13 protein-coding genes are annotated in these 15196 nt (G+C 66.5%); 4 read left to right on the top strand and 9 right to left on the bottom strand.

Annotated elements, in window-relative coordinates:
• Position 1: 1 nt before the first annotated feature.
• From C3B78_RS06625 to C3B78_RS06610, 4 genes are read right to left on the bottom strand one after another with little or no spacing between them, the layout of a single operon-like run.
• On the bottom strand, positions 2-811 hold the full coding sequence (locus C3B78_RS06625) for a CoA transferase subunit A (protein WP_104997369.1): 810 nt from the start codon (positions 809-811) through the stop codon (positions 2-4).
• Positions 812-831: 20 nt separating this feature from the next.
• A complete protein-coding gene (locus C3B78_RS06620; RefSeq protein ID WP_104997368.1) occupies positions 832-2007 on the bottom strand; it encodes an acyl-CoA dehydrogenase family protein in 1176 nt (391 codons plus the stop codon).
• A 2-nt stretch (positions 2008-2009) separates the two neighbouring features.
• On the bottom strand, positions 2010-4169 hold the full coding sequence (locus C3B78_RS06615) for an acetyl/propionyl/methylcrotonyl-CoA carboxylase subunit alpha (RefSeq protein WP_104997367.1): 2160 nt from the start codon (positions 4167-4169) through the stop codon (positions 2010-2012).
• An 8-nt stretch (positions 4170-4177) separates the two neighbouring features.
• Positions 4178-5785 carry a carboxyl transferase domain-containing protein gene (locus C3B78_RS06610; RefSeq protein ID WP_104997366.1) on the bottom strand — a complete coding sequence of 536 codons (1608 nt, stop codon included), beginning with the start codon at positions 5783-5785 and terminating at the stop codon, positions 4178-4180.
• Between the two features lie 150 nt (positions 5786-5935).
• Between C3B78_RS06610 and C3B78_RS06605 the strand changes: the two genes are divergently transcribed.
• The gene (locus C3B78_RS06605) at positions 5936-6616 is read left to right on the top strand and encodes an SACE_7040 family transcriptional regulator (protein WP_104997365.1); all 681 of its coding nucleotides are present in this window, start codon (positions 5936-5938) and stop codon (positions 6614-6616) included.
• A 46-nt stretch (positions 6617-6662) separates the two neighbouring features.
• Here C3B78_RS06605 and C3B78_RS06600 read toward each other — a convergent pair whose 3' ends face one another.
• From C3B78_RS06600 to pdhA, 3 genes are read right to left on the bottom strand one after another with little or no spacing between them, the layout of a single operon-like run.
• Entirely contained in the window at positions 6663-8072 is a 1410-nt protein-coding gene (locus C3B78_RS06600) for a dihydrolipoamide acetyltransferase family protein (protein ID WP_234005542.1), read from the bottom strand.
• A gap of 8 nt (positions 8073-8080) precedes the next feature.
• Positions 8081-9091 carry an alpha-ketoacid dehydrogenase subunit beta gene (locus tag C3B78_RS06595; RefSeq protein WP_104997363.1) on the bottom strand — a complete coding sequence of 337 codons (1011 nt, stop codon included), beginning with the start codon at positions 9089-9091 and terminating at the stop codon, positions 8081-8083.
• Positions 9091-10260 (bottom strand): pyruvate dehydrogenase (acetyl-transferring) E1 component subunit alpha, encoded by a 1170-nt coding sequence (gene pdhA, locus C3B78_RS06590; protein WP_104997362.1) that lies wholly within the window; start codon positions 10258-10260, stop codon positions 9091-9093. The genes C3B78_RS06595 and pdhA overlap by 1 nt, the downstream gene beginning before the upstream one ends.
• 194 nt (positions 10261-10454) lie before the next feature.
• Here pdhA and C3B78_RS06585 point away from each other — a divergent pair, with 194 nt between their 5' ends.
• Entirely contained in the window at positions 10455-10928 is a 474-nt protein-coding gene (locus C3B78_RS06585) for an Lrp/AsnC family transcriptional regulator (protein WP_104997361.1), read from the top strand.
• Positions 10929-11088: 160 nt separating this feature from the next.
• Positions 11089-11655 carry a hypothetical protein gene (locus C3B78_RS06580; RefSeq protein WP_234005541.1) on the top strand — a complete coding sequence of 189 codons (567 nt, stop codon included), beginning with the start codon at positions 11089-11091 and terminating at the stop codon, positions 11653-11655.
• A 118-nt stretch (positions 11656-11773) separates the two neighbouring features.
• On the opposite strand, the gene C3B78_RS06575 is transcribed toward C3B78_RS06580, so the two are convergent.
• Together C3B78_RS06575 and C3B78_RS06570 are read right to left on the bottom strand one after the other, a co-directional pair.
• The gene (locus C3B78_RS06575) at positions 11774-13390 is read right to left on the bottom strand and encodes a solute symporter family protein (protein ID WP_104997360.1); all 1617 of its coding nucleotides are present in this window, start codon (positions 13388-13390) and stop codon (positions 11774-11776) included.
• Positions 13387-13767 carry a DUF485 domain-containing protein gene (locus tag C3B78_RS06570; RefSeq protein WP_104997359.1) on the bottom strand — a complete coding sequence of 127 codons (381 nt, stop codon included), beginning with the start codon at positions 13765-13767 and terminating at the stop codon, positions 13387-13389. Before C3B78_RS06570 ends, C3B78_RS06575 begins: the two co-directional genes overlap by 4 nt.
• A 182-nt stretch (positions 13768-13949) precedes the next feature.
• On the opposite strand from C3B78_RS06570, the gene C3B78_RS06565 reads away from it, so the two are divergent.
• Entirely contained in the window at positions 13950-15146 is a 1197-nt protein-coding gene (locus C3B78_RS06565; RefSeq protein WP_104997358.1) for a sensor histidine kinase, read from the top strand.
• Positions 15147-15196 lie beyond the last annotated feature (50 nt).

Here is a 15196-nt window from a genome sequence, read left to right as displayed (position 1 = left end):
GCTATGCTCCTGCCTGCTGGTTGGTGCCGGCGCCAATCCCGGACGTTCCGCTGCCCGGCCGGGGAAGGGCAACGGTACGTTTTTCAATGCGTTTCTCCGCGTTGGCGGCCAGCACCACCCGCTGGACGAAGATCCCTGGAGTGTGGATGTGTTCCGGGTCCAGTTCGCCAGGCTCCACCAGCTCCTCCACCTCGGCGATGGTGATCCTGCCGGCCATGGCGCAGAGCGGATTGAAGTTCATGGCGGTGGCGTGGAAGACCAGGTTTCCATGCCGGTCGCCTTTCCAGGCGTGGACCAGCCCGAAGTCCGGGGTCAACGACTCCTCCAGCACGTAGTCCACACCGCCAAAGGACCGCACCTCCTTCGGCGCGGACGCGATCGCAATCCCGCCCTCTGCGTCGTACTTTTGCGGCAGCCCGCCTTCGGACACCTGCGTGCCCACCCCCGCCTTCGTGTAGAACGCCGGGATGCCGGCGCCGCCGGCGCGGAGCTTCTCGGCCAGGGTGCCCTGCGGGGTGAGCACCACCTCGAGTTCACCGGCCAGGTACTGGCGGGCGAACTCCTTGTTTTCGCCCACGTAGGAGCTGATGGTGCGGCGGATCCGGCCGTCACGGAGCAGGATGCCCAGCCCCCAGTCGTCCACGCCGCAGTTGTTGCTGACGGTTTCCAGTTCCGCTGTTCCTGCCCGGTGCAGCGCGTCGATGAGGGTCACCGGGATACCGCAGAGGCCGAATCCGCCCACGGCCAGGGACGCTCCGTCCGGTATGTCCGCGACGGCTTCGTCAGCGCTGGCAACAACCTTGTCAATCATCGGTGATCCTCTCAGGCCGGCTACAGTCCCAGTTCGCGGGCGATCAGCATCAGCTGGACCTCCGTGGTGCCCTCCCCCACTTCAAGGATCTTGGAGTCGCGGTAGTGCCGTGCCACGGTGAACTCGTTGATGAAGCCATAGCCGCCGAATACCTGGGTGGCATCCCGCGCGTTGTCCATGGCCGCCTCGCCTGCGACCATCTTAGCGATGGCTGCCTGGGTCTTGAACGGCTTGCCGGCAAGCATGCGGAACGCCGCGTCGTAGTAGGCAAGGCGGGCGGTGTGGGCCCGCGCCTCCATCCGCGCGATCTTGAACGAAATGGCCTGGTACTTGCCGATGTTTTGCCCGAAGGCGCTGCGTTCCTTGGCGTACTTGACCGACAAGTCCACGCAGCCCTGCGCTGCGCCGGTGGCCAGTGCCGCGATGGCGATGCGGCCCTCGTCCAGGATGGACAGGAAGTTGGCATAGCCGCGCCCTTCCACCCCCAGCAGGTTGGCCTCCGGGACGCGGACATCCTTCAAGGTCAGCGGATGCGTGTCCGAGGCGTTCCAGCCCACCTTGTTGTAGGGTTTCTCAGCCTTGAAACCCGGGGTATCGGTGGGCACGAGGATGGTGGAGATGTCCTTCTGCACCGAGCCGTCGCCGCGTTCCTTCCGGCCGGTGACGGCGGTGACGGTGACCAGGCGGGTGATGTCCGTTCCGGAGTTGGTGATGAACTCCTTGTTGCCGTTGATCACCCACTCTGTTGTGCCGCCGGCAGTCTCGCGCCGGGCGTGGGTCTTGGTGCCGCCCGCGTCCGATCCTGCCTCCGGTTCGGTCAGGCCGAAGCCTGCCAGCGCTTGGCCGGATGCCAGCATGGGCAGCCACTCCTGCTTCTGCGCGTCCGTACCGAAACGGTAGATGGGCATGGCGCCCAGCGACACTCCCGCTTCGAGGGTGATGGCAACAGACTGGTCCACCCGGCCCAACTGCTCCAGGGCGAGGGCAAGGGCGAAATAGTCGCCGCCCATTCCGCCGAATTCCTCGGGGAAAGGCAGTCCGAACAGCCCCATCTCTCCCATCTGCTTGACCACCTCGTAGGGGAAGCTGTGCTCCTCGTCGTGCTTTGCGGAAACGGGTGCCACCACGGTGTCCGCGAAGTCCCGGACGGTGTCGCTGAGCTCCTGGTATTCCTCGCTGAGTTCAAAACCTGCCATGTCTAGGCTCCTTCGCCGTTGAGTAAGTCTGTGTCTGTGTCTGTGTCTGTGCCTGCGGTGCGGGGGTGGACCGTGGCCAGGACCTGGTCCGCCTTAACCAGGTCTCCAGGCCGGATGCTGAGGTGCACCGTCCCGTCAAGCGGAGCCAGCAGCTGGTGCTCCATCTTCATCGCCTCCACCGAAACCAGCACCTGCCCTGCCGTGACAGCCGCACCGTCGGTGACCGGAACGGACACCACGGTTCCCGGCATGGGTGAGCGCACCGCCGGGTCGGCAGCACCCTCCTCCCGCTGTATCGCTGCAAGTACCCGCTTAAGCCGCGTCTCACGCGTCAGGACTTCCAGCCGGCAGGACCAGCCCTCGCTGCCAAGGAAAAGCGCTGAAGATCCCGGCACGACGGCGTACGCGGTGGTGCGCCCGTTGAACGTCAGCGCAACACTTCGCGGGGAAATCATTTCCAGCCGTGCCGGACGGGGCGGTCCGCCGCCCACGGCCACCAGGGCACTGCCTTCCGGGACAGCGCCGTCCCCTATCGGGCCCGCCGCGTTGCTGCCGCTGATCCGCACCGTGGCCACGCCGCCGTCGGGCGTTCCCAGGCTGACGCAGCGCGGCGCCGGCGTGCCAAGGCGCCAGCCGTTGCGGGCATGCCAGACGCCGGGCGGCAGCGGGTTGTTCTGTTCCTCCGCATGGAGGGTGAAGAGCGCCGCCGCCGCCAGCTCGGCCTCGCCAACGCGGCGGAAGGCGAGGTGCGGCAGTTTGCGTTCAATCAGGCCCGTGTCCAGGCGTCCCGCGCGGACATCGGCATCATTGATCAGCAACCTCAGGTATTCCACGTTGGTGTCCAGCCCAAGCGCCGTGTAGCCCGCGAGCGCCGCGTCCAGGGTGTCCAGGGCAGCTGAACGGTCCTCGCCCCATGCGATCACCTTGGAGATCATGGGGTCGTAGCTGGACGATACCTCCAGTCCTTCCACCAGGGACGAATCCACCCGCACCCTGACGGCCGCCTGCCCGGGCAGTTCATCCAAGAGGAGCACTGTCCCGGTGGAAGGCAGGAAGTTTTTCTCGGGAACCTCGGCGTAGACGCGTGCTTCCACCGCGTGCCCGCTTAGTTCGACGTCGGCCTGCCGGATGGTGAGTTCCCCGCCGGCGGCGATCCGCACCTGCCATTCGACGAGGTCGATGCCGGTGACCATTTCGGTGGCGGGATGCTCCACCTGCAGCCTGGTATTCATCTCCATGAAGTAGAACTGGTCCGGCGCGTCGTCCGAAACGAGGAATTCGACGGTCCCGGCACCGCTGTAGTTAACGCTGCGGGCGGCATTGCAGGCGGCCTCGCCGATGCGGGCGCGAAGGGCGGCGCCTTCCGGGTGCGCTTCGAGCAAGGGCGACGGCGCCTCCTCGATGACCTTCTGGTGGCGCCGCTGCAGCGAACATTCACGCTCGCCCAGGTGTATGACGTTGCCATGGTTGTCCGCGAGCACCTGCACCTCGATGTGCCGCGGGGTTGATACCAGGCGTTCCAGGAACAGGGTATCGTCGCCGAACGCGCTGGCAGCCACCCGCCGGGCGGTAGCCAGCGTCGCGGGGAGGTCCGCCGGGCGTTCCACCACGTGCATGCCCTTGCCGCCCCCGCCTGCGGAGGGTTTGATCAGCAGCGGAAACCCCACGCCGCCGGCCGCCTGCACCAGCTGCTCATCCGTCATGCCGGGCTCCGCCACTCCCGGCACCACGGGGACGCCGTAACCGGCCACGTGGTTCTTGGAGCGGATCTTGTCCCCCATCACGTTCAGCGCATCAACACCGGGGCCAATGAAGGTTATGCCGGCCCGGTCCAGGGCGCGGGCAAAGTCGGCGTTCTCGCTCAGGAAGCCGTAGCCCGGATGCACCGCCTCCGCTCCGGACCTGCGGCACGCATCGATGATGGCCTCGATCTTCAGGTAGCTCTCCGTGGCCGCGGCGGGGCCGATCCGAACGGCTGTGTCGGCCTCGCGCACATGGCGCGCGCCGGCGTCGGCATCGCTGTAAACCGCAACCGCCCGGATGCCCAGGGCGCGGAGGGTGCGGATCACACGGCAGGCGATCTCGCCGCGGTTGGCCACCAGGACAGTGCTGAACATGGGCCTGCTTGCCGTGGAGGTGCCGGTAAAGGAAGGGGTGGTCATGTGCTGGCTCACATCCTGAAGAGGCCGAAGGAGGTGTCCGGCAGCGGCGTGCGGGACACGACGTCCAACGCCAGGCCCAGCACGGTGCGCGTATCGCCCGGATCAATCACGCCGTCATCCCAGAGGCGGGCGGTGGAGTAGTACGGGCTGCCCTGGTCCTCGTACTGCTGCCGGATGGGCGCTTTGAATGCCTCCTCGTCCTCGGCGGACCACGCCTGGCCAGCGGCCTCGTACTGGTCGCGCTTCACCGTGGCCAGCACGCTTGAGGCCTGGTTGCCGCCCATCACCGAGATCCGTGCTGCCGGCCACATCCACAGGAACCTCGGGGAATAGGCACGGCCGCACATGGAGTAGTTGCCGGCGCCGAAGGAACCGCCGATGACCACCGTCAGTTTGGGCACCCGGGCGGTGGCTACCGCCGTCACCATCTTGGCGCCGTTCTTGGCGATGCCGCCCTGTTCAGAATCCTTGCCCACCATGAAGCCGGAGATGTTCTGCAGGAACACCAGCGGGGTGCCGCGCTGGTCGCAGAGTTCGATGAAGTGTGCGCCCTTGAGGGACGACTCGCTAAAGAGCACGCCGTTGTTGGCCACGACGCCCACCGGGTGCCCGTGCAGGCGGGCGAAACCGGTCACCAGGGTGGCGCCGTATTCCTTCTTGAACTCATGGAACCGGCTGCCGTCCACCAGCCGGGCGATCACCTCATGGACGTCGTACGGGGCATTCACGTCCGTGGGCACGGCACCGTACAGCCCCTCAGGGTCTGCTGACGGTTCGACGGCGGCCTCCACCTCCCAGGCGGGCGGCGCCGGCGGCGGGAGGGTGGACACGATGTCCCGGATGATCTGCAGCGCGTGTTCGTCGTTTTCCGCCAGGTGGTCCGTCACACCCGAGATCCTCGAGTGGACCTCTCCGCCGCCTAGCTCCTCCGGCGTGACAATCTCGCCGATCGCGGCCTTCACGAGCGGCGGCCCGCCTAGGAAGATGGTGCCCTGGTTCCGGACGATCACCGTTTCATCGCTCATGGCCGGCACATAGGCGCCGCCGGCGGTGCAGGAGCCCATCACCGAGGCGATCTGGGGAACCTTGGCCGCGGACAGCCTCGCCTGGTTATAGAAGATGCGGCCGAAGTGCTCCTTGTCCGGAAAGACCTCGTCCTGCTTTGGCAGGAACGCGCCGCCGGAATCAACCAGGTAGATGCAGGGCAGCCGGTTTTCAAGGGCGATCTCCTGGGCCCTCAGGTGTTTCTTGACGGTCAGCGGATAGTACGTTCCGCCCTTGACCGTGGCATCGTTCGAGATCACCAGCACGTGGCGGCCGTGGACCAGCCCGATGCCGGCGATGACGCCGGCGCCGGGAGCCTCGTTGTTGTACATTCCGTTGGCGGCGAGCGGCGCGATTTCGAGGAACGGACTGCCGTCATCGAGCAGCTGGTCGATGCGCTCGCGAGGCAGCAGCTTCCCCCGGGCCACGTGGCGCTGCCGGGATTTCTCCGGTCCGCCCAGCGCAGCGTCCGCCAGCCTTTTCCGCAGGTCCTCCGCCAGTTCCAGCTGCGCTTCGCGGTTTGCCGCGAAGGTCCCGCTGGAGGGATCAAGCCGGGTGGCAATGGTCTCCATTGACGCATCCTGTTCATCTTGGGGCCGGTCGGCGAAAACCAACTCGGTTAGTATTGAGTAACTGAAATTCAGGTTAGTCTCGATTAACTGTGATGTCCAACACAGGGGCAGGGACTGCCTTGCTAGACTCTCCGGGTCCGAGGAGGAATTGTGCCAAGCACAGATGCGGCGCCCGCCGGCGAGCGCAGCAGTACAACACAGCGCAGCGGCAGTACAACGCAGCGGAGCAGGGCGAAGGAGAACCGCCGCCAGGCGCTGCTGTCCGCTGCCGCGTCCCTCTTTGCCCTGCACGGCTTCAACCGCGTGTCTCTGGAGGACCTCGGTGCTGCCGCGGGCGTCAGTGGCCCGGCCGTTTACCGCCATTTTCCGGGCAAGCAGGCGGTGCTGGCCGACCTGCTGGTTACTGTCAGCCAGGAGCTGCTGGACGGCGGGCGCCGGGTGGTGGCGGACAATGCCGATCCCCTGGCAGCCCTGCGGGGACTGGTGGAGTTCCAGGTGGATTTTGCCCTGGGCAAGCCGGACGTCATCCGTGTCCAGGACAGGGACTTCAGCAGCCTGTCCGAACAGGACCAGGAGGCGGTGCGGATCCTCCAGCGCAGTTATGTGGAGGTCTGGGTGGACGTCCTCGCGAGGCTCCATCCCGCGACGGACGGTTCGGAGCTCCGGATGCGGGCCCACGCCACGTTCGGCCTGATCAACTCCACACCGCACTCGGTCCGCAGCCACGGCCGGAAGGTGGCCGCCGGAACCGCCCGCCCGCTGCTTGAGAGCATGGCGCTGGCAGCGCTGTTGGTTGACGCCAAGTCCCACGAACGGCCCCGGACCGCATAAGCGGTGCCGGGCAGCAACGCTCAAGCGGGCCAGGGCCGTCCATGGCCTAGACCATCGTGAGGACCATGCCGGGGTCGGCCAGGATGGCACCCACATCGGCAAGGAAACGCGAACCCTGTTCGCCATCCACCAGCCGGTGGTCAAAGGACAGGCTCAGGGTCATCACCTGGCGCAGGGCAACCTCCCCGCGATGCTCCCAAGGCACCGTCCGCACGGCTCCCAGCGCCAGGATCGCCGCTTCCCCCGGGTTCAGGATGGGGGTGCCGGCGTCGATACCGAAGACGCCGATATTGGTGATGGAGATGGTGCCTCCGGACAGGTCCGACGGCGGGGTCTTGCCGGCCCGGGCGGTTTCCGCGAGCGCCGTCAGTGCTTCTGCCAGCCGGGCCAGGGACAATGAGTCCGCGTCCTTGATGTTGGGCACCATGAGGCCCCTCGGCGTGGCGGCCGCTATGCCGAGGTTGACGTAGTTGAAAGTGACGATCTCCTGGGTTTCCTCGTCCCAGTGCGAGTTGAGCGACGGATTGCGCCGGAGGGCTATAAGCACCGCCTTTGCCGCCAGGGTCAGCGGGGTCAGCTTGTATCCCGCGAATGCCCTGCTGTCCCGAAGCCGGGCAAGCAGTTCCATGGCGGGAGTGACGTCGATGGTCAGGAATTCCGTGGCGTGCGGTGCAGTGAAAGCACTCTGCACCATGGCGGCGGCCGTGAGCTTCCGGACGCCCTTGATGGGGGTCCGGGACTCCCGTCCATCCGGATGCGCCTGCCACGCCGTTGAAGTGGCTGCTTCGTGGCCCGCGCCAGCGCCTGCACTAATGCCGCGGGATTTGCCATCCACAAAGTGCTGCACGTCCTCGCGGGTAATCAGCCCCTGCGGACCGGTCCCGGCCACCTCCGCCAGGTCCACCCCGAGGTCTTTCGCCAGCTTCCGGACCGGCGGCGTGGACCGGGGGCGGTCGGCCGTGGTCTCGGCAGGACTGGTTTGGGCAGGTTCGGTTTGGGCAGGTTTGGTGTCGACAGGACTGGTGTCGACAGGCCTGGTGTCGACAGGCCTGGCGACACTCTCAGGCACCGGGATGTTCCGCGGCCGCCGCGCGGGCCGGCCGGTGCTTTCCGGGACGGCGCCGTAGCCCACCAGGTTTGGCTCCCTTTTGGGCGCCCCCGACGCTGCCCCGGATGCCGCCTCCCCCGTTCCCCCCGAAGGTGCCTGCCCGGCGTCGTCCGCTACCTCGAAGGAGACGATAGGCTTGCCCACCTCCACCACCGAGCCCGGCTGCTCGTGCAGTTCCTTGATGACCCCGGCAAACGGGGACGGGAGCTCCACCACTGCCTTCGCCGTTTCAACTTCCGCAATCACCTGGTTCAGGCTGACGGTATCGCCCACTCCCACCTTCCAGCTGAGGATCTCCGATTCAGTAAGTCCCTCGCCCAGGTCCGGCAACCGGAATTCCTTGATCATGGTGGCGCTCATCCTTCCAGCCCGCTGAGGGAGTTAGGCCGGCCAAGGGCACGGTCCACGCCGTCGAGGATTCGGTCCAGGCCTGGCAGATGGTGCATTTCAAGCTTGGAGTAGGGGTAGGGAATGTCGAACCCGGTGACGCGGACCGGCGGGGCTTCCAGGTAGTAGAAGCACCGCTCGGTAATGCTCGCCGCCACTTCTGCACCCAGGCCGCCCGACTGCCCGGCCTCGTGGGTAATGACCATTCGTCCGGTTCGGCGCACGGAGGCAACAACCGTGCCATAGTCCACCGGCGCCAGCGAGCGAAGGTCGATGACCTCGATGGAAATCCCTTCGTCGGCGGCCGCGGAAGCTGCATCGAGGGCCGTCTTGACCAGCGGGCCGTAAGCCACCAGCGTGACGTCGGTGCCCTTGGCCAGGACGCGCGCCTGGCCCATGGGCGCCGCGGTGGCAGGGTCCAGTGCCTCGTCAACCTCGCCTTTGTCGTGGTAGCGGCGCTTGGGTTCAAAGTAGAGCACGGGGTCGTCGCAGGAGATGGCCTGCTGGATCACCGTGTAGGCGTCCTGCGGATCCGCAACGGTCACCACGCGCAGGCCGGACGTGTGGGTGAAGTAGGCCTCCGGAGATTCGGAGTGGTGCTCGGGTGAGCCGATGCCGCCGCCGAACGGAATCCTGATGGTGATGGGCATCTTCACCGCTCCGCGGGTGCGGTAGTGGATCTTGGCCACCTGGCTGACAATCTGGTCGAATGCGGGGTACACGAAACCGTCGAACTGGATTTCCACCACCGGGCGGAAGCCCCGGTAGGCGAGGCCGACGGCGGTGCCCACAATGGCCGATTCAGCCAGTGGCGTATCAACCACGCGGTGCTTCCCGAAGTCCTTCTGCAGCCCGTCGGTCACACGGAACACGCCGCCGAGGGTGCCGATGTCCTCGCCCAGGAGCACCACTTTGGGATCGTTCTCGAGGGACTTCCGGAGGCCGGCATTGATGGCACGGGCAAAGGTCATCTGGGTCATCAGCGTGCACCTTCTTCTGGGACGGCCCCAGCGGGATCACCGAAGGAGGCGAGGTAACGGGCGTAGTGGTCCTGCTGCCGGTCCAGCCAGGAGTTGGGTGTGCTGTAGACGTGCCTGAAGACGTCCAGCGGTTCGGGGTCCGGCATGGTGATGCACCCCGTGCGCATCTCGCGCGCCACGGCGTCGGCCTTGTCCTTCACCTGCTGCTGCAGTTCTTCGGTCAGCAGGCCCTTCCGGTCCAACAGTGCGGCAATCCGGCTGATCGGGTCCTTGGCAGCCCAGTCCTCGAGTTCGTTGGGGTCGCGGTAGCGGGTGGGGTCATCCGCCGTGGTGTGCGGGCCCATCCGGTAGCTGACCGCCTCGATGAAGGTCGGGCCGCCGCCGCGCCGTGCCCGGTCCAGGGCCACCCGCGTTGCCGCCATGACCGCCAGGACGTCGTTGCCGTCCACGCGCAGGCTGGGGATGCCGAACCCGGCAGCCCTGTCCGCGAGCTGGATGTGGGACTGGAGCCGGACAGGCTCGGAGATTGCCCAGTGGTTGTTGGTGCAGAAAAACACCACGGGGACCTGGAAGCTTGCGGCAAACACCATTGCCTCGTTGACGTCACCTTCGCTGGTGGCGCCATCGCCGAAATAGGTCACGGCCACCGAATCTGCGCCATCGTCCTGGATGCCCATGGCGTAGCCGGTGGCATGCAGGGTCTGGGCGCCGATGATGATCTGCGGGGTGGCCATGTTGACCGTATAGGGATCCCAGCCCGAGGACGCGTTGCCGCGCCACACCCGGACGAGGTCCGTCAGGTCCACTCCGCGGCAGTACGCCACCCCGTTCTCCCGATAGCTGGAGAAGACGAAGTCGTCGCTGCGGAGCGCGCGGCCGGAGCCAACCTGCGCCGCTTCCTGTCCCAGCAGCGGCGGCCACAACCCAAGTTCGCCCTGCCGCTGCAGGGCCGTTGCCTCGACGTCGATGCGCCGGATGACGCTCATGTCCTCAAAAAGGGAACACAATTGCTCGTCGGTGATGTCCCGGACCCAGTAGTCGAATTCCGGATGGCTGACCCGTTCTCCGGAAGGGGTGACCAACTGGACCAGGTCCCGTCCTTGTCCATGGGGTAACCGGGCACTGATGGAGGCGGTGGATCCGCCCTGGCCCGTTTCGTCTGTAGACACGATAGCCCGCAATCTTCTCACGTGGTTGACCCGCGGTTTGGGGACTTGTGGTCCCGCCGGCCGCCGGCCGCCCGGGCGCCTTTGCCCCGGATATTGTGACCCTACTCACAATGCTCAGGAGGTACAACCACCGGCGCGATCATTGAGCAAAATGCTCTGCGCGGCGGCCCGCGACCGTGCTAACGTTGCGCATTATGCAAGCCCTGGATGGCACCGACACCCGCCTGCTTTCGGCCTTGGCCCAGGACCCGCGGAAGACGGTGGTGGCGCTGGCCCAGAAGCTTGGCCTGTCCCGGAACACCGTGCAGGCGCGCATGGCGCAGTTGGAGAAAAGGCACGTCTTCCTGTCCTTCGAGCGGAGGATCAACCCCGCTGCCCTGGGCTACCCGCTGATGGCTTTCATTTCCGTCCACGTCCAGCAGCAACGGCTCGCCCAGCTGGCAAAGGAACTTGCAGTCATCCCCGAGATCCTTGAGGGCTACGGCCTGACAGGTTCGGCGGACCTGCTGCTGCGGGTGGTGGCACTGGACGCCGAGGACCTGTTCCGGATCAACGGGAAAATCCTGGCGTGCGCAGGCGTGGACAGGACTGACACGGCCCTGGCCATGGGGGAACTCATTCCGTTCCGGGTGCAGCCCCTGCTTGACCGTGGTTCCGAACGCGGCTAGCGGGCGTCCCGCATCGACGTAAAGTACGACGGCGGAAGGCGGGCCGGAGTACGAGGCCGGCAGCCCGCGCTATAGGCTGGTGCCAGTTAATTGGCGGGGCCGGCACAGGATCCCCGCCACCGAGCGGTGCGCAGCACCACTTTTCCCGAAAGGCTCCATTTTGAGCACTCCTCAGGAACCGTACCAGCCGGGCCACACCGGCTTTGGGTCCCGGCAGCTGCCCCAGCAGCCGCACTTCGGGCAGGGCCCGGACTCCGCGCCCTTCGGGCTCCCGGGGCAGCCGCCGCCAAGGACGCCAAGGAACCGGCGGAAACTGTGGATCATTGCGGCCGGCGCCGGCGGCGTCCTGCTGCTGGTGATCCTCGGGATCATCATCCTGGTCAACATAGCGGGCAGCGCCACCAACCAGGCGCGGGGCCTGGCGGACGGTTTCACGAAGCTGGTGATCGCCGGGGACAGTTCCAAAGCATACGACGAGTACCTCGACCCGGCGCTGCAGGAGCAGCTGTCCAAGGAGGCCTTCATTTCCGGCGTCAAAAGCCTGGAGATGGACCGATCCTGCAAACCGGCCTACACCGACCTTAAGGTTGCCACCGAGAACGGAACCAAGTCGGCAGATATTGTCGGACTCATTAGCTGCGAGGGCAAAGAGGTGGACCTCGCCTACCGCTTTGAAGGAGCCGACGAGCTCAAGATGACCAACATCAAACTGAGGCCCGCGGGCTAGCAGCTCCGGCAGGAACGGAAGAGCCTCCGTACCAGGAATGGAATGTTCCCGGTACGGAGGCTCTTCGGTGTTCTTGCCCTCGGCCGGCGGTTGATGACGGCCAGGGGCTGGGCGCAGGTCAGTGGCTGGTGGCCTTTTCGGCACCCACCCCCGTGAGGGACCGGACTTCCATTTCGGCCTGCTTGGCGGTGTCCTCGCGCTTTTTGTCGAGGACGGTTCCCAGCCAGCCCAGCAGGAACGCGAGCGGAATGGACACGATGCCGGGGTTGCTCAGCGGGAAGAGCGCGAAGTTCGCGTCCTTGATCATCGATGTTGCTGCGCCGGAGACCACCGGCGAGAAGATGATCAGGACGATCGCGGAGCCCAGGCCGCCGTACATGCTCCAGACCGCGCCCTGGGTGGTGAACCTGCGCCAGAACAGGGAGTAGATGATCGTGGGCAGGTTGGCGGAGGCTGCGACGGCGAATGCGAGCGCCACGAGGAACGCCACGTTCTGTCCGTTGGCGAGGATGCCGCCCAGGATTGCGAGGACGCCGATGACCACGACGGTGCGCCGGGCCACCTTAACTTCCGTGTCGGCGTCGGCCTTCCCCTTGGAGATGACGCTGGCGTAGATGTCATGGGCAAAGGAAGCCGCAGCCGTGATGGTCAGGCCGGCCACGACGGCGAGGATGGTGGCGAACGCGACGGCTGAGATGAAGCCCAGCAGCAGCGGTCCGCCAAGGTAGAAGGCCAGGAGCGGGGCAGCCGAGTTCACGCCGCCCGGGGCGCTCTTGATGGTGTCGGCACCCACCAGGGCAGCGGCACCGTAGCCCAGCACCAGGGTGAAGAGGTAGAAGAGGCCGATCAGCCAGATGGACCAGACCACGGACTTGCGGGCTTCCTTGGCCGTGGGGACCGTGTAGAAGCGCATGAGCACGTGCGGCAGGGCGGCCGTGCCGAGGACCAGGGCCAGGCCGAGTGACATGAAGTCGAGCTTCGAGGTTTCGGTCTTGCCGTACTGCAGGCCCGGGTTGAGGACGGCCGGGTTGTTGGCCGTCTCCACTGCGGCGCCCAGGAGGCTGGAGAGGTTGAAGCCGTAGATGGCCAGGACCCAGAGTGTCATGACGGCGGCGCCTGCAATGAGCAGGATTGCCTTGATGATCTGCACCCAGGTGGTGCCCTTCATGCCGCCGATGAGGACATACATGATCATGAGGGCGCCGACGACGATGATCACCAGTGCCTGTCCGCCCCAGTCGCTGATGCCGAGCAGGAGCGAAATCAGGCTTCCGGCGCCTGCCATCTGGGCGAGGAGGTAGAAGAAACAGACGGCGAGGGTGGAGATGGCGGCAGCGATGCGCACGGGCCGCTGCTTGAGCCGGAAGGACAACACATCGGCCATGGTGAATTTGCCGGTGTTGCGCAGGAGTTCGGCCACGAGCAGCAGCGCCACGAGCCAGGCCACCAGGAAGCCGATGGAGTACATGAACCCGTCATAGCCGTTGATGGCGATGGCGCCGGTGATGCCCAGGAACGAGGCCGCGGAGAGGTAGTCGCCCGCGATGGCGGTGCCGTTCTGCGAGCCGGTGAAGGAGCGGCCGGCAGCGTAGTAGTCCGCGGCGGTCTTGTTGTTCCGGCTGGCACGGAAGACGATCACCATGGTCACGGCCACGAACAGGCCGAAGATCCCCATGTTCAGCAGCGTGGTGTCCTTGAGGGCGGCCACGTCCACCGCGGTGGCGATGCCGATCATTTGTTTGCTCCGCTCACTCGGTTGCCGTGCTTATCAAATTCGTGTCCTTCGATTTCGTTGCGGATTTCGGCCGCGATGGGGTCCAGCCGCCGGTTGGAGTAGCTGACGTACCAGCCGGTGATCGCGAACGTTGACACGAACTGGAGCAGGCCGAGGATCAGGCCCACGTTGATGTTGCCCCAGACCTTCGTGGACATGAAGCCCACGGCGTAGTCGGCGAGCAGGACGTACGCGAAGTACCACAGCAGGAATGCGACTGCCATGGGAAAGACAAAGCTGCGGTGACGCTTGCGCAGTTCCTTGAACTGCTCCGTCGACTGGACCTGCTCGAAGTCCACGGACGCCGCTGCGTCCGGAGTGTGGGCATCGTTACCCATCGTTCCTCCTTGTTGAGACTTGCCTGGACACACCCAACGGCAGGCCCCGAAGACGGGGTACCGCAAATGTGACTACAATCACTCTGCTGCGTGCGGGGTGCCACATTCCAGACTTGGCCGCCGGCGGTCGCTCAACGGTTGGGATGCTGCGACAAACGGCACCCGCGGCTACGCTGGGCACCATGCCGGACTCCCCCCTCCTGACTGCCGCAGCCGTGGCCGTCATCGCCATGGCCATCGCCGTCGTCGTCGGCGTGGGACTCAAGGTGCTCCGGTCCTTCCGGGACCTGGGCACCGACGCCGAGCGCGCCACCTACCACACGCTGCACGCCGCCTCCCAGGCGGGCCAGCACCTCCGCCGCGGACTCAACCCCGCGGGCGCGGCCAAGGCCAGCCGCCAGCTGCGTGCCTTGCTGGGCTGCGATGCGTTGGCGATCATGGACACCTCCGGCGTGCTGGCGTGGGACGGCGCCGGTGAGGACCTGAAACCGCGGATGATGGACCTTGCCGCCAGCGTCCTGGCGAGCGGCCGGACGGCTGTGCTCCCGGCCGGGGACGCAGGCCCCGCCACGGACACTACGGGGGGCCCGTTCGCAGCCGTGATCGCGCCGGTGCGGGCCGGCTCCCGGGTGGTGGGCGCCGTCGCAGCCTTCGCCCCGTCCGCCGGCGCGGGACTTGTCCGGGCCACCAGCGAAGTGGCGGACTGGGTGGCCGTGCAGGTGGAGCTCGCGGAACTGGACGCCTCACGCACCCAGCTGATGGAGGCCGAAGTGCGGGCGCTGCGGGCCCAGATCAGCCCCCACTTCATCTACAACTCACTGAACGCCATCGCGTCCTTCATCAATACGGATCCCGCCCGTGCCCGGGAGCTCGTGGTGGAGTTCGCCGACTTCACCCGCTATTCCTTCCGGCGGCACGGGGACTTCACCACGCTCGCCGAGGAGCTCCGCTGCATCGACCGGTACCTGCTCCTGGAACGGGCGCGGTTCGGCGAGCGCGTCCAGGTGAGCCTTCGCGTGGCACCGGAGGTACTCAGCACCGTCATCCCGTTCCTGAGCCTGCAGCCGCTGGTGGAGAACGCGGTCCGGCACGGGCTCGAGGCCAAGGAGGGGGCCGGGCACATCAGCATCACGGCCAACGACGCCGGCGCCTTCGCCGAGGTGACCATCGAGGACGACGGCGTGGGCATGGACCCCGGCCAGCTCCAGTCCATGCTGGCCGGCCACACCGACGGCGAGCATGTGGGCCTGCGGAACGTCGATGCCCGCCTCCGCCAGGTCTACGGCAACGACCACGGGCTGGTGATCGAGACCGCCCCCGGAGAGGGAACGCTGATCACCATGCGGGTCCCGAAGTCGCAGCCGGGCCACGATGCGTGACCGGCCCCGGCCTGCGCCGACCGCCTCCGGCGCCAACTGCAGGCTCCGGA

Source organism: Arthrobacter sp. PGP41 (genome assembly GCF_002953935.1).
Classification (GTDB): domain Bacteria; phylum Actinomycetota; class Actinomycetes; order Actinomycetales; family Micrococcaceae; genus Arthrobacter.
Note: the sequence above shows the minus strand (reverse complement) of the source record. Positions and strands in the feature narration are given on the sequence as shown.